Origin of the sequence: [Leptolyngbya] sp. PCC 7376 (assembly GCF_000316605.1) — a bacterium.
In the GTDB taxonomy this organism is placed as follows: Bacteria; Cyanobacteriota; Cyanobacteriia; order Cyanobacteriales; family MRBY01; genus MRBY01.
In genome coordinates this window covers 1,184,265-1,201,808 of record NC_019683.1, presented here as the reverse complement: position 1 = coordinate 1,201,808, position 17,544 = coordinate 1,184,265, and the positions used below count along the sequence as shown (strand labels likewise).

Sequence of the window (17,544 nt, the reverse complement as noted above, 5' to 3'; positions counted from 1 at the left end):
AGTATTAATGAATGGCTCAGAAAAATCACTATGATGCAGATAGTATTCCCAACCAACACCCATTTTTATGCTTAGAAAATATGCTGATGCTGACTTAGAAGGAGTGCTGTCATCTTGGGAAAATGCCTCAAAAATTGCCCATCCTTTCTTGCCAGCAGAGTTTTTAGCGCAAGAAAGAAAAAATATTCCCACTCTCTATTTGCCCAATGCAGATACTTGGGTTGCAGAGATTGATGGTCAAGTGGTCGGATTTATTGCACTAATTGGCAATGAGATCGGCGGGTTATTTCTTCAGCCAGAATATCACGGCAAAAAAATTGGAAAATTAATGGTGGATAAAGCTCAGGAACTTCATGGTGACCTAGAGGTAGAAGTCTTCGAAAAAAATTCAGTTGGTCGTAAGTTCTACGATAAATATGGCTTTAAATTGACTAGAGCAAAGATTCATGAGCAAACGAGAGAGCTTTTATTGCACTTGAAATTTACGGCAAACAAATAACGCTAGGTTTTGAATGATTGGGAAGGGTGGCGATCGCCCTATCCCCAAAATAAAAAAGACTTCCCATGCCTGAGAAGCCTTGAAATGCCTATGAATTTCACCTAAGTCAAAAGTTTTGTGAGTTTAGTAAGTAACCCCGCGATAAGTTAAACCTTTTTTGCTAGATGTGTTGGCGATCGCCTGATGATGTTCATAAGTTTGGCCACGATATTTAGTAGTGTTACCGTGGTCTACTTTAGTTGCTATACGAGTAGGTTCGTAGGAAACATTCGAACCGAGAAAAGTGAAAGTCGTCATTTTTTGACTCCGAAAGAAGAAATTGTTGCCCAAGTGAGAAAGTAGATTTAAGCCGATAGCACTGTTATTTCGCCAGACTCTAGCATTTCAGTCAGGATTGCCAAAGACTTCATCTCATAAGCATCAAATTGGTGAGACCAAAGAATTTTATTGAGAGAGTATTCCATTTCTGGAGTGACAATCTTTTCTGTAAATGCAGTGTCGAAAATGGCTTGGAGTGACATGGCTTACACCTCGTGAGAAAGAAGAAATTGTTGTTTGTCTCTATGCCTTTAGTATCTCGCCTGCCCAAGGAAAACTCTGTGACCCTACGTCAATTTGCTGATGTACTTCGTCAATGATTTGTATGATGGATATTTTGCTGGAGAGCGCTAGAGATCTCAGCGGTCTGGTGACAGTAATCACTCATCTGTCCGCAACCCTTGCAAACTCAAATGGCTATGTATCAGAAAAAATTGATACATAGCCATTGCACTAGTAATAGAGCCAGATCATCGGTTGGGCAGAATAACCTATAAAGCCTCAAACAATCTTCCTCAAGTTGTTTAGGCTCAGCCTATTGGCTTACGAGATATCATTTGTTGTTTTCAGGGACTTCATTGGAGGGCGATCGCCTTGTTATTCAGTGGTGGGCAAGACAACCAAGTATCTCTTGTGCTCATCGAGTACTTGAACTAGAGTCTCTGAGCCCACAGTTTGGCAAAATCCTCAGCAATCGCCATAGAAAAAAAGCTAGAGCACGATCGATTGCTCTAGCTTAAAAAGGAAAATATTTGGTTGGAATTTAAGCGTTGAGTTGAACAATCTCGCCAGATTCAAGCATATTGGTCATGAGCGCGAGAGATTCCATCTCTTTCTTACTGAATTGTCGAGACCACAAAATTGAGCGAAGCGCTTCTTCCATTTCTGGAGTAATAACTCGTTGTGAAAATGCCATATGAAAAATCGCCTGGAGAGACATCGCTCTTTCTGAAGTGGTAGCACGCGGTGCAAACACTTTCGCAAACATTGGATGGAGAGACATATTGTTGACCTCGAAAGAAAGAAAAAATTGAACTAAGAAAAAAGAAGTGATTTAGAAGAAAAGAAAAGGAAAGAAATCGTCATATGTGTTTCTCTAATGCATTCACTATCACCCGAAATTTGGGCAGAAAAAATACCGAAAAAGTCACTTTTAGTCATGTCTTTCTAAAAATTCAGTCATGCCTCTCTAAAAATAGGGAGTTTCAAGAGTGCAATAACGCTTCTCCTTGAACTCTGAAGATTCCCGCAGAAGCAATAAAACGATTCTTTTTAGACTTGCCTCCTCCCCTTGGGGAACAAAAACACCCATTCTTTGCTCTCTATCTAGCTTCAAGGCGATCGCTCCACTGATGACAGAGGACAAACATAGATCTGATCTACTACTTATTTTCTAATTTCATTGCTGCAAATAGTTTTTATGTACTAGTATTGGTGTGCGTTAACGAAAAAGTCTTTTTCGTAAGGCTCAGTTAATGCTCATTATTCACAGCCTGAAAATTTAGGCGTTAAAATACGGAGGTGAAAGTACTTGATTCTCCATTGCAATCTTTGGCGGATGGAACTTGGTTTAAGCTCATTTGTGGCGCAAGTTTCCAGCATCTTCCCGCAATCCGTGATCTGGTTTTGGCTTACAGTTTGGCGGGGGCTGATTGCATCGATGTGGCAGCGGATCCCGCCGTAATCACCATGGCAAAAGAGGCTCTGGCGATCGCCTCGGACATTTCCCAAGCCCCAAACGGCTCGTCTTATCAAAAGTTACGACCTTTGCTAATGATGAGTGTCAATGATGCAGAGGATCCACACTTTCGGAAAGCTCTATTTGATCCAGACCAATGTCCTAGCGATTGCCCCCGTCCCTGCGAAAAAGTTTGTCCCGCTATTGCCATTGATCACACAGGCGTCATCAGTGATCGCTGCTATGGTTGTGGCCGTTGTATTCCGATTTGTCCCTTAGGTCTGATAGACACCCAAAACTATGTTTCAGCTCCTCGCGCTACAGCCGAATTAATTGTCAGCACTGGCATCGATGCCCTTGAAATCCATACCCAAGTCGGACATTTCGACGATTTCAAGCGACTTTGGCAGGCGATCGCCCCAGTACACCACCATCTCAAGCTCTTAGCAATAAGCTGCCAAAACCATCCCGCGGTTTTGCCATACCTTAATCAAATCTTTCAGGAAATTCAGCCCTTGGACTGTACCCTCCTGTGGCAAACCGATGGTAGACCTATGAGTGGTGATATCGGCAAAGGAACAATCCATGCAAGTATTCAGTTCGCCCAGAAGCTTCTCCAATCGCAGATCTCAGGATATGTGCAACTCGCTGGCGGAACGAATGATCACACCATTACTAAACTTAAGCAACTCAACCTCTTTAAAGGCGATCGCCCCAGTGCCACAGACCCCTTTGTTTCCGGCATTGCATTTGGGAGTTACGCCCGCAAAAAACTGCAACCTATCTTGGAACCGCCTGACTGTGAGCGACCATACCGGTTAGAACATGACTCAAAACGACTTTGGCAGGCAGTCTCCGATGCCAGAGACCTCGTAAATCCGTTAAAATCCTAAGCAAATTTCATTGCCATCCTATGACCGTAACTCAGCAGTCCGCCGTTATCCCTGCTCACCGCCGCCTAGTCACGGATGACCTCGAAAAACTTTTAACAATTCTGCCCGAACCCCTCCACAAACAGCTGGCCACTCATCCCCGCAGAGACGAACTTATTGAAGTGGTTATGGATTTAGGGCGTATTCCCGAAGCCCGCTTTGTCGAAGGCACAGAAGACCTCGGTGAAGTCGTTATTACCAGCGAAGACCTAGCCTATTCCGTGAATCGTGTCGGTATGTTTAGTGGCGATAACCGCGCAGGCATTGAACGCACTCTGCACCGAATTAGTGCAATGCGAAACCGTCAGGGCGATATTGTCGGTTTAACTTGCCGCATTGGCCGGGCAGTTTTTGGCACTATTTTAATGATTCAGGAGTTGGTTGAAAGCGGTAAATCAATTCTGTTATTGGGTCGTCCCGGTGTCGGTAAAACCACAGCATTGCGTGAAATTGCCCGTGTCCTTGCCGATGATGTCGGTAAGCGTGTCGTCATTATTGATACCTCTAATGAAATTGCCGGTGATGGTGATGTGCCTCACTCGGCGATTGGCCGTGCCCGTCGGATGCAAGTGGCTAGCCCAGAACAACAACATAGAGTGATGATTGAGGCAGTGGAAAACCATATGCCAGAGGTGATTATCATTGATGAAATCGGTACGGAGTTGGAAGCTCAGGCTGCCCGAACTATTGCAGAACGCGGTGTGCAATTGGTTGGTACTGCCCATGGTAATCGCATCGAAAACCTGATTAAAAACCCCACCCTTTCAGATCTTGTTGGTGGGATTCAAGCAGTAACCCTAGGAGATGAAGAAGCGCGTAAACGGCGATCGCAGAAAACGGTTTTAGAGCGGAAAGCGCCCCCAACTTTTGATGTGGCAGTGGAAATGCTTGAGCGTCAAAAATGGGTTGTCCATGAAGATGTATCGATTACCATTGATACTTTGCTGCGTGGTCATCAACCTTTGCTCGAAATTCGGACGGTGGATGATGAGGGTAATGTCAAAGTCTCTGAGGAGATGGAGCATCCCATCGAAATTCCTGAATGGAATCCCCAAACTCCTCTGAAATCAGAGCCTCAGCCTAGTCGTCCCCGTGGTCTGAGAGCCTCAGGAAAGATGACACCTTTGCCCTTTGGGAGTAAGAAAAAAAAATTCCAAAAGCGAAGTAGTGCATCCCTCGATCAAATGATCGACCAATCTTGGACGGCACGTGACCCCCACCAAGCGGAAAAAGTTCGGACTCCAGGCCCCAATGGAGAGGATTATCCCGTCTATGTCTATCCTTATGGTGTCGGGCGATCACAGTTAGAGCAAGTTATCGAGATTCTACGATTGCCGATTGTTCTGACCAAAGATTTGCCAAGTGCTGATGCGGTATTGGCGTTACGATCACAATTGAAAAATCACTCGAAATTGCGAGATATTGCCCAAGATCAACAAGTGCCAATCCATGCTGTGAAGTCGAACACCATTCCGCAAATTACGCGAGGATTGCGACGCTTATTGAACATGGATGATCCGAATGTCAAAGAACCAACTGATATTCGTCTCTTTTCCCAAAGCAATAGTGATGATGAAATCGATGCTTTAGAGGAAGCTCGCCTTGCCGTTGAGCAAATTGTGATTCCTCAGGGTCAACCAGTGGAATTATTACCTCGTTCTGCCAAAATTCGAAAAATGCAACATGAACTGATCGAACATTATCGTTTGCAATCATCAAGCTTTGGTGAAGAGCCAAACCGTCGTTTACGGATTTTTCCAGCCTAATTTCAGGCGAGATGATTATCTCAAAAATGCTTGAAACCCCTATATTTAATGAATAAGAATGCTGCTGATGCGTCGGCGGCATTTTTATTTTGAGAGATATTAGAGAAAGTGTCTTTCTGAATATTTGTGATGGCGATCGGAAGATCCATTGATGAACTACGCCATTTTACGTAGCGGACTGTCACAGAATTTTTCTTGAGGGGCGAGCATACTTAAGACATACGAAACAGCAACAATATTTTTTCGAGTTTAGGAGTAACGTTCATGTCTTTATCAACTGTACTAGAAGCGGCACTAAGCAAAGACATTTCAACTTCAGTGACAGACCAGTCCGCGAGTCAGGAGCTTTGGTCTAATGGTTTTAGTGAGATTGATATGGAGCGTCTCTACGACCTCTGCCGTCAACTGAATGCTGGTGCGACTCTCATCACTACTGAAATCTAAATAGCCTTTCTCGTCTTCTCCATTCAACAATTTCTTTTTCTACAGGGTTTTAAATCATGGCAAGTCTAGGTCTTTTCGTTTCAATTATTTCCCTCTCCGCCGCCTGTATCGCCCAAGAATTGCGCGCCTCACACAAAGCCAATAAGTCTTAAATTTCAAAGTTTTGTTATCCAAGCTACGTAATCAAAAAGGGAAGCAAGGCGATCGCTTGTTTCTTTTTTTGTTTTTCAAGATCTGTTCCAGATAGAGAAGAGTCTTTGTCGCCTCATGGGATGGATTCTGATGGGAGGTACTGTTGGAGTCAGAGAATCGTAGAAGGCGATCGCCTCTAAACCTATTGGAAAGAAAGGCAGAAATAGCAAATATATCACTATATTTCACTTAGGTGATGAGTAAGAAATACATTTATTTGTATTTGTTATTCAGTGAAAATAATGGGCTTCTCAGTGAAAATACGAGCTTTGTAATTGAGCTTTATATAGTTGTATTTTGTCTTTATCAATACTTCGTTGTAAACCACCTATATCTCCGTGTGATCGCTGATTTCCATTTCTTTGCAAATGAATATATTAGATACAGAAAGAAAACGAATGAATTGATTTTTTAAATCTTTTTGTGATTTTGAAAGTTAATTAGCTATGAAGCAATAGTCATTTAGGTCGTCATTCTTTTTTATCTTTAATTTCTTACTCAAGGACTCCGATTTATGTTTAGTTCAATGGTTAAAAAAACTGCATGTGGCGCTAGTTTGATTGCAGGTACAGCAAATTTCAGCCTAGCAAGGTGTATGAAGTAGTATAGGTGAGTTGACTGGTGAGGAAGAAAGTAGCATCTTGCCGAAAGCCTACTCATTAGACTTAAGACAGAAAATAGTGGATGCCTACGAAAGGGGTGGTGTGAGTCAAAGTAGTCTTGCCCGACAATTTGGAGTGGCGAAAAGTTTTGTACAAAAGCTCCTCGACCAAAAACGACTGACAGGGTCGATTGCTCCGAAAAAACGAAGCCAACAAACACCTCCCAAATTAAACGAAGAGCATCAAACAATATTGCGCCAGTTGCTCACCAAGAAAAACGATGCGACGCTAGCGGAACTATGTGATGAGATGGAGAAACGCACTGGTCTCCGTGTGGCCAATAGCACCATGCATCGCACCTTAAGAAGAATGGGATATAGCCTCAAAAAAAACATTCTATCCAGACCTTAAGGCGACAAAACGAGTGCAACAAGCCAGATATGATTTTTGGCAGAAAATGCAAGCGACTCTAGCGAAAAACTTGATTTTTATCGATGAATCGGGCGTGAACTTAGCCATGACAAGACTGAGGGCACGTTCTGAGAAAGGGAAACGAGCTTATAGTCCGAAATCCAGTAAACGAGGCAAGAATGTTTCTTTGATTGGAGCATTAGGCTTCAAGGGAATGGTCGCTAATTATCATCTGCTGGGGAGTACGGATGGATTAACCTTTGAAGCATTCATCAGCCAGAAGTTAATACCAAACTTATGGGCGGGAGCATGTGTGGTGATGGATAACTGTTCGATTCATTTAGGAGAGTCAGTACGCACAATGATTGAGGCCGTGGGAGCTAAGTTGATTTACCTTCCTCCCTATTCTCCAGATTTTTCACCCATTGAAAATTGCTGGTCAAAGTTGAAAAGTACCTTGAAAAGTATCGGGGCAAGAACTTATCTAGCTCTAGACAAGGCAATTGAGGTAGCTTTTTCCAAGATTACCCTTGATGATATTCGATGCTGGTTTACACATTGCTGCTATTGCACCTCACTCGACTAGAAATTGCTATACCGTCGCTGTAATAGCAGCAAGCCCAGCACAAGCATTAGTGATTACAACCCAAGCCAACACTCCCTTTTCAACTGTTGAAGGTGCACAAACAATTACCTTTGATGATGCGACATTACGCGCTTCCGGTCTTGGGAATCAACGCGGTGGAGTAGATTACACTCATGAGAGCGGCGTTTCTTATACAGGAATCGGTGGTGATATCGTGCAAGGTAATAAAGGTGGTCGCTATGCTGCTCCTCCTAGCCAAGGCGATTATGATAATACAAATAATCCTTATTTGACTGTTGGTAGTTTTGGAAACACTGCATCAGATATTGTTTCCATTGACCTTGATGTTGAATCAGATTATTTCGGCTTCTACTTCGGTTCCATTGATACTCATAACAATATTAGTTTCTTTGATGGTGATCAGTTAATTAAATCTATTTCAGGTAAGGCTATTCGTGATGCTGCGAATGGTGACCAAGGTGTTACAGGTGCTCGTTTTGTGAATATCTTTGCGGAAGAAGGTGAGAACTTTAATCGCATTGAATTTCAATCTGATGGCATTGCGTTTGAAACTGATAACCATGCTTACCGTGTTGCTAATCCAGAGGCTGTTCCTACACCTGCTGCTGTCCTTCCAATTCTTAGTGGTTTATTTGCCGCAGCAAAGCGTCGTAAGCAGGATGATGCTGCTGAATAAATTAGTACAGAGTAATTCGTGACTACTTTTTGAACAGTTTAGTGTCACTTAATTTTTGATTGTCATATCTTCCCCCTAATTTTCTGTGGCTTTAGGGGGATTTTTTTATGTGAAAATTTTTGATGAACTCCTCAAAAAAATTCTCGTTGCGTTGTACCTATTTTTTCCGATTGATTCTTCCTCTATGAGATGATGGCGATCGCCCTCCCTGTAGAAATGAACATTGGTGGCGTTAACGCCGCTACAATCAAAGGACTATTTAGCAATGCCCTCAACCTGAAGCTAACTCATGAGTGATTTGGTTCTCGATGTCCGCCAACTGCAAGTGCAATTCCAAACGGAAGCGCAAGTCAATATCGCAGTAAATCAAATTGATTTTCAGTTGGAACGTGGCAAAACGCTCGGCATCGTTGGGGAATCTGGCTCAGGGAAATCGGTTACATCGTTGGCCTTGATGGGTTTGGTGCCGAAGCCAGGTCGGGTTGCGGCGGGCGAAATATTGTTTAAATCTGAGCCTGATGGTGAAGCTCTAGATCTTGAAAGTTTACCGGAATGGGAACGGCGTACCTATCGCGGTGGCAAGATTGCGATGATTTTTCAGGAGCCGATGAGTTCGCTAAATCCGGTTTATAACGTGGATTTTCAGCTGACGGAAGCGATTTTACTACATCAAAATATTTCGAAGGCTGAGGCTAGAAAACAGGCGATCGCCCGACTAGAGGAAGTACAACTTTTCCCGGAGGTGATGGAGCGATATCCCCATGAGCTATCGGGTGGGCAACTTCAGCGGGTAATGATTGCGATGGCGATCGCCTCGAATCCAACCTTATTAATTGCGGATGAACCGACGACCGCATTAGATGTGACGGTGCAGGCAAAAATTTTGCAACTGTTGCGGGATTTAAGTCAGGCGCGGCAAATGTCCTTGATTTTTATTACCCATGACCTTGGCGTGATTGCAGAACTCGTTGATGATGTGGCAGTGATGTATCGCGGCAAAATTGTTGAGCAGGGCGATATTAAGGATATTTTCAAAAATCCTCAACATCCTTATACAAAAGGACTTTTGGCTTGTCGTCCCCGGTTAGATCAAAAGCTTGTGCTTCTTCCAACAGTGGCCGATTTTATGACCGTTGAGGAAATTCCCGAAACTCAAGAGATTTCAATTCAAGAGCGATCGCCTGATGAGAATTTACAGGCGCAAGTTTCCTTAGAAGAAGACAAAGCTCGCCTCGAATCTCTCGTGGCACAACAGCCCTTACTTTCAATTCAGCATCTCCAGGTTGGCTACCGTAAACGTGGTGTTTTGGGGATGGGCAGCTACAACATGGCAGTTAATGATGTGACTTTTGACCTTTATCCTGGCGAAACGCTGGGTTTGGTTGGCGAGTCCGGCTGTGGAAAATCGACCCTTGCCCGTGCAATTTTGCGATTGATGCAGCCTCTCGGTGGCGATATTTTATTTCGTGGCGAAAATATTGCGAAGTTGCCTGCCCGTAGTAAGCGCCTTCGCCAACTACGTCGGGAAATGCAAATTGTTTTCCAAAATCCCTACAATTCCCTCAATCCCCGAATGGCTATTGGTCGGGCGATCGCCGAACCGATGGTTATCCACAACATCAAACGCGACAAGAAAAAACGATTAGAGCGGGTGCAATATTTGTTAGAACGAGTTGGCTTAAATCCCGACTGGGTAAATCGCTATCCCCATGAATTGTCGGGTGGACAGCGGCAGCGGGTCTGCATCGCGCGAGCATTGGCGATCGAGCCACAGTTTATTATCTGCGACGAATCCGTCTCAGCATTAGATGTTTCAGTACAGGCACAAGTCTTGAATTTGCTGAAGGAATTACAATCTGAATTCCAGCTCACCTATATCTTTATTTCCCATGATCTCAGCGTCGTTAAATTTATGAGCGATCGCATCATCGTGATGAACAAAGGCAAAATTGAGGAAATGGGAGCCGCTGAACAAATTTATCGAGATCCTCAACAGGACTATACGCGCCAACTAATTTCTGCCATTCCGAAAGGATTTTAAAGTAACAATATTAGATTTTATCTAAGACAAAAAAATGAGTATTTCTTACTAAGAGAGATGCTCTTACTTGGAGTGATCAAAAATCATGACTTCAAGACAAATAATCATGATTTTGGCTCGTTATCCACAAATGATTGGGGATCGATGCCATTCCTGCATTATCCATGGAAACTCTGTAACTAACCCTTTACAGAGCTCTTGAAGATTCAAATCGAAGTACCTAGGATGACGGAATTCTTATAGACATCAAATCTTACGTCCTATGTCCAACAAACAGAATCTAATTGTCATTGGGAATGGCATGGTCGGCCATAAATTTTTGGAAGTTATGGCAGGCAAAAATGCCACCGAAAAATACAATTTGATTACTTTTTGTGAGGAATCTCGCGTTGCTTATGACCGGGTAAATCTCAGTGGTTATTTTTCCGGTAAAAGTGCCGAAGATCTATCTCTAGTTGAACCCAATTTTTACGAAGAAAATAATATTCAGATTCATATCGGTGATAAAGCCGTTTCCATTGATCGCGAGAAGAAAACAGTTACTTCTGCTAAAGGTAAAGAGCTTGCTTACGACAAATTAGTGCTTGCCACTGGCTCTTATCCTTTTGTGCCACCAATTAAAGGCAAAGATGTCCCTGGTACATTTGTGTATCGCACCATCGATGATTTAGAGGCGATGGAAGCCTATGCGAAAACCAGCAAAGTTGGGGTTGTCGTTGGTGGTGGTTTGCTCGGTTTGGAATGTGCAAATGCGCTGCAAAATATGGGATTAGAAACCCATGTTGTAGAGTTTGCGCCTCGCTTAATGCCGGTGCAGATCGATGATGCTGGCGGTACAGTTCTCAAAAACAAAATTCAAGAGTTGGGCGTTACGGTTCACACCGACAAAAATACGACAGAGATTGTCAGCGAGAATGGCAAAATCGTAAAAATGACGTTTGCAGATGGCACTGAGCTGGCCACCGACATGATTGTCTTCTCCGCAGGTATTCGTCCCCGTGATGAACTCGCCAGAGCTCATGATCTAGAGATCGGCGATCGCGGCGGTATTGTGATTAATGATTACTGCCAAACGTCTGACCCAGATATCTATGCCATCGGTGAATGCGCACTCTATAACAAGCGTATTTATGGCCTAGTCGCTCCCGGTTATCAAATGGCGACGGTGGCAGCAGATGCCCTTACTGAAACAGCGGAAGCGACTACTTTTACTGGCGCAGATATGTCCACCAAGCTCAAACTATTGGGTGTGGATGTGGCAAGCTTCGGGGACAATTGTGGTCAGACACCGGACTCCCGAGAAATTGCTGTAAATGACTCCGTTAAAGGCATCTACAAAAAATTAGTGCTCAATGCCGATGGCTCACGTTTGTTGGGCGGCATTTTGGTTGGTGATGCGTCTGAGTACGGCACATTGTTGCAATTCACCCAAAATGATATCGCGCTACCTCCCCACCCAGAAGACTTATTGATGCCGCCTCGGGAAGGTCAAGCAGCAACTGGTTTAGGTGTTGATAGTTTCCCAGATACAGCGCAAATTTGCTCCTGTAATAACGTCAGCAAAGGCGACCTGATTTCTGCCATTCACGACCAAGAGTTAACCGATATTGGCAGCGTCAAAAAATGCACCAGTGCAGGAACTGGTTGTGGCGGTTGTGTTCCTCTCGTGACGACAATTATGAAGTCCGAGATGAAGAAAATGGGCCTCACCGTGAAGAATGATCTTTGCGAGCACTTCGCCTATTCTCGCCAAGAACTTTATTCCCTCGTGCGCTTCCATAAAATTAAAACCTTCGCTGATTTGATTAGTCAGTTTGGCAAAGGGTTGGGTTGTGAAGTTTGTAAGCCTGCTGTTACCTCGATGCTTGCGGCAACCTGGAATGAACACATTTTGGAACAACCCCATGCTGGCTTGCAAGACACAAATGACCGTTTCCTTGCGAATACTCAAAAGGACGGCACTTACTCTGTTATCCCTCGTATTCCGGGCGGTGAAATCACCCCTGAAAAGTTGATTGTGCTCGGTGAAGTTGCAAAAGAATTTGAGCTTTATACGAAAATTACAGGTGCTCAACGGGTTGATTTATTCGGTGCTCGTTTAGATCAATTACCTGAAATTTGGCGACGCTTGATTGATGCTGGTTTTGAATCTGGACACGCTTACGGTAAGGCTTTACGGACAGTAAAATCCTGCGTCGGCAGTACTTGGTGCCGCTACGGTGTGCAGGATTCTGTCAGTTTCGCTATTGAAGTTGAGCAACGTTATCGTGGTCTTCGCGCCCCCCATAAACTTAAGTCCGCAGTTTCTGGCTGTACTCGTGAATGTGCTGAAGCCCAGAGCAAAGATTTTGGAATTATTGCAACTGAAAATGGCTGGAATGTGTATCTGTGTGGCAATGGCGGCATGAAGCCTCAACATGCGGAATTATTTGCCTCTGATCTTGATAAAGAGACGGTGATTAAATACTTGGATCGTTTCCTCATTTTCTATATTCGCACGGCCGATAAATTGGAAAGAACGGCTACTTGGTTTAGCAAGCTGGAGGGTGGCATGGATTATTTGCGGGAAGTAATTATTGAGGATTCCCTCGGTATCTGTGATGAACTAGAAGCACAAATGCAAACGCTTGTTGATACCTATGAATGCGAGTGGAAAGCGGCTATCGAAAATCCCGATAAGCTCAAACTCTTCCGTAGCTTCGTGAATACTGATGCTGTTGATCCGAATCTTGTTTATGTGGAAGAGCGCCATCAGAAGCGTCCTGCAACAGAGGAAGAGCGCAAGGTATTGAGTTCGATTTCCTAAATACTTTCTGACCCAACTTTAAATCTAAATCAACCATCATTACCGGAACTAAAATGACTCAAGCTTTAAAGACTCGCGAAAATACTGATATTCAGCAGTGGATGACGGTTTGTACTGTAACTGATATTTTCCCCAATACAGGTGTTTGTGCTTTGGTAGAAGGCCAACAAGTCGCAATCTTTCGAGTTCAAACCAATGGAGAAGACAAGGTTTTTGCGCTCAGTAATTATGATCCTTTTAGTAAGGCGAATGTGCTCTCCCGAGGAATTTTAGGCGATCGCCAAGGTGTAATTAAAGTGGCTTCTCCAATCTACAAACAAAACTTCAACCTTGCGACGGGTGAATGTTTAGATGATGAGTCTGTGAGTGTGCCAAGCTATCCTGTGCAAATCGTTGATGGCAACGTACAAATTGGTGTTTAAGCTGCGCTAATTTTCTCTAAATATTGATGTATATGGATCTGCCAAAACCTTTGGTGGATCTATATTTTTATTGCCTCAACTTCAGCTATGGCGAAAATTCGAGGCGATCGCCCTATCGTGAGAATGACGGCTCCATCGAAGCAATCAAGATCTATGGCTAAGTTTTGGCGGCGATTTTTTCTAGCACTCTGCACTTGTCTACTCTGCTGGCAAATGGGGACGGCGATCGCCCAGCCAAAAGTTGAGCCATTAATTACTCCAGAAGTGTCTGAACCAGAGACTTTGCGAGGTGCACCTGTTGTCCTGGGCGATGATGAATTGTTTCGCATTGAGGCACGTATTGCGTCATTCGACCAAGAATTTCGAGCAAAGGTTATTTCGGAGCGGTTATTGGAGTTTGCTAAAAATGAAGAGCTAGATGTTGATTATTTACAAGTAATCGATAACGAAGAAACTCAAACATCTGATGTGCTGGTCGGCACAACATTGCTAGCAACTTTTGCCGATGTTGATGCTGTTGCTGCGGGCAAAGATCGTTATGATTTAGCAAAAGAATATCAAAATATTATTCGCGATAAAATTTTAGAATATCGAGCCGCCTTTAGCTTACGCAATATTCTTTTAGGTGTAGCTTATACGATCATTGCAACGATTATTTTACTGCTGAGCTTTCTTGCTATTAATTTATCTTTGCCGCGAGTCCATCGTTACCTCCGGAGCTGCCAAAGCACTTGGATTCCTGCATTAAAAGTTTTTGGAATTGAGCTTTTATCTTCAAAGCAAGTTGTTGATTTAACCCTTGAAGTCTTTAAAATTATAAGACTAACGACTTGGCTGACACTAATCTATATTTATGGCAATTTAGTCCTCAGCTTTTTCCCATGGACACAAGGCTTTGCAAGACAGCTATTTGGATATGCGAGAAGTGCTATTTTTACTGTTGTGAAAGGCAGTATTAATTATTTGCCAAATCTCTTTTTTATCGCTGTCATTATTTTCGTTACGTCATATACTCTGAAAATCTTTCGCTTCTTTTTTCAGGAAATTGAAAAAGAAAAAATCACGATTCAAGGATTTTATGCAGAATGGGCAATTCCGACCTATAAACTTGTGCAAGTTTTGGTGCTCGTTTTTGCGGCGATTGTTGCATTCCCTTATTTGCCAGGAGCAGAGACCCCTGCCTTTCAAGGGGTTTCGATATTTGTCGGTTTATTGTTATCACTCGGTTCGAGTGCAGCTGTGGCGAATGTCGTGGCAGGAACAATTATGACCTATACCCGTGCTTTTCGGATTGGCGATCGCATCCAAATTGGTGAGACAAAAGGTGATGTCCTCGCAAAAACATTATTGGTAACCAGGATTCAAACCTTAAAGAATGAGATGATTACTATTCCGAATTCAGCGGTTTTAAGTAGTCATATTGTGAACTATAGCGAAGCTAATAATGATCCTGAAACACCACCTTTGATTCTCTATACAACAATTACCCTTGGGTATGATGTGCCATGGCGAAAAGTTCATAAAGTGCTCTTGGATGCCGTTGCCGTCACGCCGAATACATTGCTCACACCAAGACCTTTTATTCTGCAAACAAGCTTGGATGATTTTTATGTGAGTTATGAGATTAATGCCTATACAGATAAACCGAAATTAATGCCCGATACATATTCACATTTGCATCGAAATATTCAAGATAAATGCAATGAAGCGGATATCGAAATTTTATCTCCCCATTATCGTGCAGCACGGGATGGCAATCAAATTACAATTCCTGCAGATTATTTGCCCGAAGACTATGAACCACCGAGCTTTCGTATCAATAATTTTCCTCCACAAAAAAATAGCTAAATTCTAGTTATTTTTAGTTGATGAATGTTGAGTTTGGAGCCAAGTTTGAATAGTGTCGATTGCCTCGGACTCATTTTTTAAACCTTTGTATTCTGAGTGTTTGATCAGTTGGTTATAGGTTTGGGATTGGGCAATTTGTACGGAAGAGTCGTCTTGGGTCGAGAGAATCAGAGTCGGTGTTGTGAGTTGAGCTAACTGGAAGTTGAGAAATTCAGATTTTAGTCTTGCACTACCACGGAATAAAAGTTTGCAAGTACCCGGCGATCGGCGCAATGTTTTGCGATGCTCAAAGGCATTTTGAATCTTTTTTCTTAAACCTAAGATCGGTGCGATGGGTGAAATGAGTTTGAGCAACCAGGGCACAATCGGCAATGGCGAAACCAAACATTTTTCCCAGAAATAACTTGGATTTTGATCTGTTTCCACACCGAGAGGCGATCGCAAAACTAATCCTTTAATTTGCTCTGGATGATTCACTGCATAACGTGTTGCAACCCATGCGCCCAGACCATCTCCAACAAGATAAAACTGTTTGAGACGAAGATTGTCGAATAATTCTTCGAGAACCTCGCTTTCCCACTGGATCGAATAGGGGACTTTGGATCGTTCCGAATCGCCAAATCCCAATAAATCTGGCGCAAAACAATGATATTTCTTGCTTATTTCTTCGAAATAGTTTGACCATTGGGAACTATCGCGACATTCCCCATGAATAAATACAATTGCGTTTCCCTGCCCTGTTTCCCGCCAAAAAATTTGTCCTTGGCTTAGTTTTAAGCGAGAATTGCGAACGACACAGACCATAGGGGTTTCAGAAAAAACAAACGAGGAAATTAGGCGACAACGGTTTTACCGTCAAAATAATCGCACAAAAGCTGGGCGTGATCGTGGCTGAGATTGTCCAAGGGCATGGCTGACGCTTCAAAGGGCTTAACTTCGAGGATTTCGTCGGCATCCTGAATTGTTGTGCTGCTGGGATTCACCTCGACGGCGATCGCCACAGTGACAGCATGGAAGCGGGGATCACGTCCCAAACTAGAATACACCCCCACGAGACGAGAAATTTTTATGAGTTCAAATCCAGTTTCTTCCAGTAGCTCACGACGGGAACAACTGGTTAGATCTTCTCCCCAATCGAGGATGCCACCGGGTAAACTCCATGTGCCAGTATCACGGCGACGCGCAAGGACTATTTTTCCGTCTGGCAAAATGGGAATTAGGGTTGTGCCGACAATGGGGTGACGCACGAGGAGCTTGAGTCCTGCTGCAATAAAACGCCAAATATTCATTTCGCTTCCCCGTCAATTTGTCTTGATTTCAAGTCCTATGAGTAAAAGTCTATACTTCGTTGCACTGCTTCTCCCGCCCGATATCGAGGCGATCGCCAACCAGTGGAAAGAATATTGCAAGCAGTTTGAGGCCAAAAAAAGCTCAAATGCACCACCCCACATTACGCTCCAACCTCCCTTTCAACTGGATGATTGCGATCGAGAAAAAATGTTCTCTTTTCTCAAAGGCATGGTGGCGAATACTCAAAAAATCCCGATTATCCTCGATGGTTTTGGTCATTTTGAGACGCGAATTATTTATATGGATGTTCGGCAGACCTCTGAACTTTTGGCCGTGCAAAACCATATGAAAGTTGAAATTGCTGAACGATTTGGGGTTAAAGATGAGCAATATGGCGATCATCCTTTTCAGCCCCATGTAACCATTGCCTATAACTGCTTAAATGAAGCCAGCTTTTATCGCGCTTGGGCGGAGTTTAAAGAGAAACCCCTACATTTTGAATTTGCTGTACCTGCCCTGACACTCCTGAAACATAATGGTCGAGTTTGGGATGTGGACACGAATTTTTTATTTAAAAATAACTGACTAATCGGGGTTAAATCCTCGTATTTTCAGGATTCCCAATCGGTAATGACTTGGTAGTTGGCTAAATCATTCGCACCGAGAAGCGTCATATTTCTCAGCTTGAATTTTACAAATCCTTCGAGAATCTGCCCATCAGCTCGACGTGCAGTGATCCAGTAAGTTGGTGCATATCGACTCTGTACTGACCAACGATTGCGCTTATTTTTATAGATAACTTTGTATTTGGCACTAATGAGTTTGAGGGATGCTCGTTTTGTCCAAGCTTTTACCAAAGGCATATAGAACGCTCGATTAATGATGCCCGTAAGGTAGATACAAAACACCACCATCACAATAGTTGAAATAATAATAAAGACAGCCTTTAAAAAAACTAGCATTGGTCTTATTGATGATGGATTTGTTGGTGAATGAGAGTGGCGATCGCCTT

At 43.3% G+C, this 17,544-nt stretch carries 19 protein-coding genes; 13 read left to right on the top strand and 6 right to left on the bottom strand.

Features of this window, described 5'->3' with window-relative positions; translation table 11 throughout:
- Positions 1-67 precede the first annotated feature (67 nt).
- On the top strand, positions 68-499 hold the full coding sequence (locus LEPTO7376_RS05445; protein ID WP_015133222.1) for a GNAT family N-acetyltransferase: 432 nt from the start codon (positions 68-70) through the stop codon (positions 497-499).
- 123 nt (positions 500-622) lie between these two features.
- On the opposite strand, the gene LEPTO7376_RS24440 is transcribed toward LEPTO7376_RS05445, so the two are convergent.
- From LEPTO7376_RS24440 to LEPTO7376_RS05440, 3 genes are all read right to left on the bottom strand, one after another.
- A complete protein-coding gene (locus tag LEPTO7376_RS24440; protein ID WP_015133221.1) occupies positions 623-796 on the bottom strand; it encodes a DUF4278 domain-containing protein in 174 nt (57 codons plus the stop codon).
- Positions 797-843: 47 nt separating this feature from the next.
- A complete protein-coding gene (locus LEPTO7376_RS26215; RefSeq protein WP_015133220.1) occupies positions 844-1,020 on the bottom strand; it encodes a hypothetical protein in 177 nt (58 codons plus the stop codon).
- Between the two features lie 560 nt (positions 1,021-1,580).
- Positions 1,581-1,820, bottom strand: coding sequence for a hypothetical protein (locus LEPTO7376_RS05440; RefSeq protein WP_015133219.1), 240 nt, complete (start codon positions 1,818-1,820; stop codon positions 1,581-1,583).
- 518 nt (positions 1,821-2,338) lie between these two features.
- On the opposite strand from LEPTO7376_RS05440, the gene ldpA reads away from it, so the two are divergent.
- The 11 genes from ldpA (at position 2,339) to LEPTO7376_RS05385 (ending at position 15,242) form a co-directional block, all read left to right on the top strand.
- Complete coding sequence (gene ldpA, locus LEPTO7376_RS05435) at positions 2,339-3,388, top strand: circadian clock protein LdpA (protein WP_015133218.1); 1,050 nt, start codon at positions 2,339-2,341, stop codon at positions 3,386-3,388.
- 20 nt (positions 3,389-3,408) lie between these two features.
- Complete coding sequence (locus LEPTO7376_RS05430) at positions 3,409-5,193, top strand: R3H domain-containing nucleic acid-binding protein (RefSeq protein ID WP_015133217.1); 1,785 nt, start codon at positions 3,409-3,411, stop codon at positions 5,191-5,193.
- Positions 5,194-5,457: 264 nt separating this feature from the next.
- On the top strand, positions 5,458-5,637 hold the full coding sequence (locus LEPTO7376_RS05425; RefSeq protein WP_015133216.1) for a hypothetical protein: 180 nt from the start codon (positions 5,458-5,460) through the stop codon (positions 5,635-5,637).
- Between the two features lie 806 nt (positions 5,638-6,443).
- On the top strand, positions 6,444-6,842 hold the full coding sequence (locus tag LEPTO7376_RS27335) for a transposase (RefSeq protein ID WP_225901096.1): 399 nt from the start codon (positions 6,444-6,446) through the stop codon (positions 6,840-6,842).
- Between the two features lie 13 nt (positions 6,843-6,855).
- The gene (locus tag LEPTO7376_RS27330; RefSeq protein WP_041763060.1) at positions 6,856-7,428 is read left to right on the top strand and encodes an IS630 family transposase; all 573 of its coding nucleotides are present in this window, start codon (positions 6,856-6,858) and stop codon (positions 7,426-7,428) included.
- A complete protein-coding gene (locus tag LEPTO7376_RS23225; RefSeq protein WP_225901250.1) occupies positions 7,376-8,125 on the top strand; it encodes a PTPA-CTERM sorting domain-containing protein in 750 nt (249 codons plus the stop codon). The genes LEPTO7376_RS27330 and LEPTO7376_RS23225 overlap by 53 nt, the downstream gene beginning before the upstream one ends.
- 289 nt (positions 8,126-8,414) lie before the next feature.
- On the top strand, positions 8,415-10,166 hold the full coding sequence (locus LEPTO7376_RS05400) for an ABC transporter ATP-binding protein (RefSeq protein WP_015133213.1): 1,752 nt from the start codon (positions 8,415-8,417) through the stop codon (positions 10,164-10,166).
- Between the two features lie 262 nt (positions 10,167-10,428).
- Complete coding sequence (nirB, locus tag LEPTO7376_RS05395; RefSeq protein WP_015133212.1) at positions 10,429-12,972, top strand: nitrite reductase large subunit NirB; 2,544 nt, start codon at positions 10,429-10,431, stop codon at positions 12,970-12,972.
- 53 nt (positions 12,973-13,025) lie between these two features.
- Complete coding sequence (gene nirD / locus LEPTO7376_RS05390) at positions 13,026-13,394, top strand: nitrite reductase small subunit NirD (protein WP_015133211.1); 369 nt, start codon at positions 13,026-13,028, stop codon at positions 13,392-13,394.
- A 32-nt stretch (positions 13,395-13,426) separates the two neighbouring features.
- On the top strand, positions 13,427-13,555 hold the full coding sequence (locus LEPTO7376_RS28280; protein WP_264308985.1) for a hypothetical protein: 129 nt from the start codon (positions 13,427-13,429) through the stop codon (positions 13,553-13,555).
- Complete coding sequence (locus LEPTO7376_RS05385) at positions 13,548-15,242, top strand: mechanosensitive ion channel family protein (RefSeq protein WP_041763172.1); 1,695 nt, start codon at positions 13,548-13,550, stop codon at positions 15,240-15,242. The genes LEPTO7376_RS28280 and LEPTO7376_RS05385 overlap by 8 nt, the downstream gene beginning before the upstream one ends.
- 3 nt (positions 15,243-15,245) lie before the next feature.
- On the opposite strand, the gene LEPTO7376_RS05380 is transcribed toward LEPTO7376_RS05385, so the two are convergent.
- Together LEPTO7376_RS05380 and LEPTO7376_RS05375 are read right to left on the bottom strand one after the other, a co-directional pair.
- Complete coding sequence (locus LEPTO7376_RS05380; protein ID WP_015133209.1) at positions 15,246-16,046, bottom strand: alpha/beta fold hydrolase; 801 nt, start codon at positions 16,044-16,046, stop codon at positions 15,246-15,248.
- Positions 16,047-16,075: 29 nt separating this feature from the next.
- Positions 16,076-16,531 (bottom strand): NUDIX hydrolase, encoded by a 456-nt coding sequence (locus LEPTO7376_RS05375; protein ID WP_015133208.1) that lies wholly within the window; start codon positions 16,529-16,531, stop codon positions 16,076-16,078.
- 37 nt (positions 16,532-16,568) lie between these two features.
- Between LEPTO7376_RS05375 and LEPTO7376_RS05370 the strand changes: the two genes are divergently transcribed.
- The gene (locus LEPTO7376_RS05370) at positions 16,569-17,117 is read left to right on the top strand and encodes a 2'-5' RNA ligase family protein (RefSeq protein ID WP_015133207.1); all 549 of its coding nucleotides are present in this window, start codon (positions 16,569-16,571) and stop codon (positions 17,115-17,117) included.
- A gap of 26 nt (positions 17,118-17,143) precedes the next feature.
- Here the strand turns inward: LEPTO7376_RS05370 and LEPTO7376_RS05365 are convergent, their stop codons facing one another.
- The gene (locus tag LEPTO7376_RS05365) at positions 17,144-17,494 is read right to left on the bottom strand and encodes a hypothetical protein (protein ID WP_015133206.1); all 351 of its coding nucleotides are present in this window, start codon (positions 17,492-17,494) and stop codon (positions 17,144-17,146) included.
- Between the last annotated feature and the right edge of the window lie 50 nt (positions 17,495-17,544).

What these genes read in the sequence shown, in the direction of transcription:
- LEPTO7376_RS05445 (WP_015133222.1), top strand. Translation starts at nt 68, where the DNA reads ATGCTTAGAAAATATGCTGATGCTGACTTAGAAGGAGTGCTGTCATCT.
- LEPTO7376_RS24440 (WP_015133221.1), bottom strand. Translation starts at nt 796, where the DNA reads ATGACGACTTTCACTTTTCTCGGTTCGAATGTTTCCTACGAACCTACT.
- LEPTO7376_RS26215 (WP_015133220.1), bottom strand. Translation starts at nt 1,020, where the DNA reads ATGTCACTCCAAGCCATTTTCGACACTGCATTTACAGAAAAGATTGTC.
- LEPTO7376_RS05440 (WP_015133219.1), bottom strand. Translation starts at nt 1,820, where the DNA reads ATGTCTCTCCATCCAATGTTTGCGAAAGTGTTTGCACCGCGTGCTACC.
- LEPTO7376_RS05430 (WP_015133217.1), top strand. Translation starts at nt 3,409, where the DNA reads ATGACCGTAACTCAGCAGTCCGCCGTTATCCCTGCTCACCGCCGCCTA.
- LEPTO7376_RS05425 (WP_015133216.1), top strand. Translation starts at nt 5,458, where the DNA reads ATGTCTTTATCAACTGTACTAGAAGCGGCACTAAGCAAAGACATTTCA.
- LEPTO7376_RS23225 (WP_225901250.1), top strand. Translation starts at nt 7,376, where the DNA reads ATGATATTCGATGCTGGTTTACACATTGCTGCTATTGCACCTCACTCG.
- LEPTO7376_RS05400 (WP_015133213.1), top strand. Translation starts at nt 8,415, where the DNA reads ATGAGTGATTTGGTTCTCGATGTCCGCCAACTGCAAGTGCAATTCCAA.
- nirB (WP_015133212.1), top strand. Translation starts at nt 10,429, where the DNA reads ATGTCCAACAAACAGAATCTAATTGTCATTGGGAATGGCATGGTCGGC.
- nirD (WP_015133211.1), top strand. Translation starts at nt 13,026, where the DNA reads ATGACTCAAGCTTTAAAGACTCGCGAAAATACTGATATTCAGCAGTGG.
- LEPTO7376_RS28280 (WP_264308985.1), top strand. Translation starts at nt 13,427, where the DNA reads ATGGATCTGCCAAAACCTTTGGTGGATCTATATTTTTATTGCCTCAAC.
- LEPTO7376_RS05385 (WP_041763172.1), top strand. Translation starts at nt 13,548, where the DNA reads ATGGCTAAGTTTTGGCGGCGATTTTTTCTAGCACTCTGCACTTGTCTA.
- LEPTO7376_RS05380 (WP_015133209.1), bottom strand. Translation starts at nt 16,046, where the DNA reads ATGGTCTGTGTCGTTCGCAATTCTCGCTTAAAACTAAGCCAAGGACAA.
- LEPTO7376_RS05375 (WP_015133208.1), bottom strand. Translation starts at nt 16,531, where the DNA reads ATGAATATTTGGCGTTTTATTGCAGCAGGACTCAAGCTCCTCGTGCGT.
- LEPTO7376_RS05370 (WP_015133207.1), top strand. Translation starts at nt 16,569, where the DNA reads ATGAGTAAAAGTCTATACTTCGTTGCACTGCTTCTCCCGCCCGATATC.
- LEPTO7376_RS05365 (WP_015133206.1), bottom strand. Translation starts at nt 17,494, where the DNA reads ATGCTAGTTTTTTTAAAGGCTGTCTTTATTATTATTTCAACTATTGTG.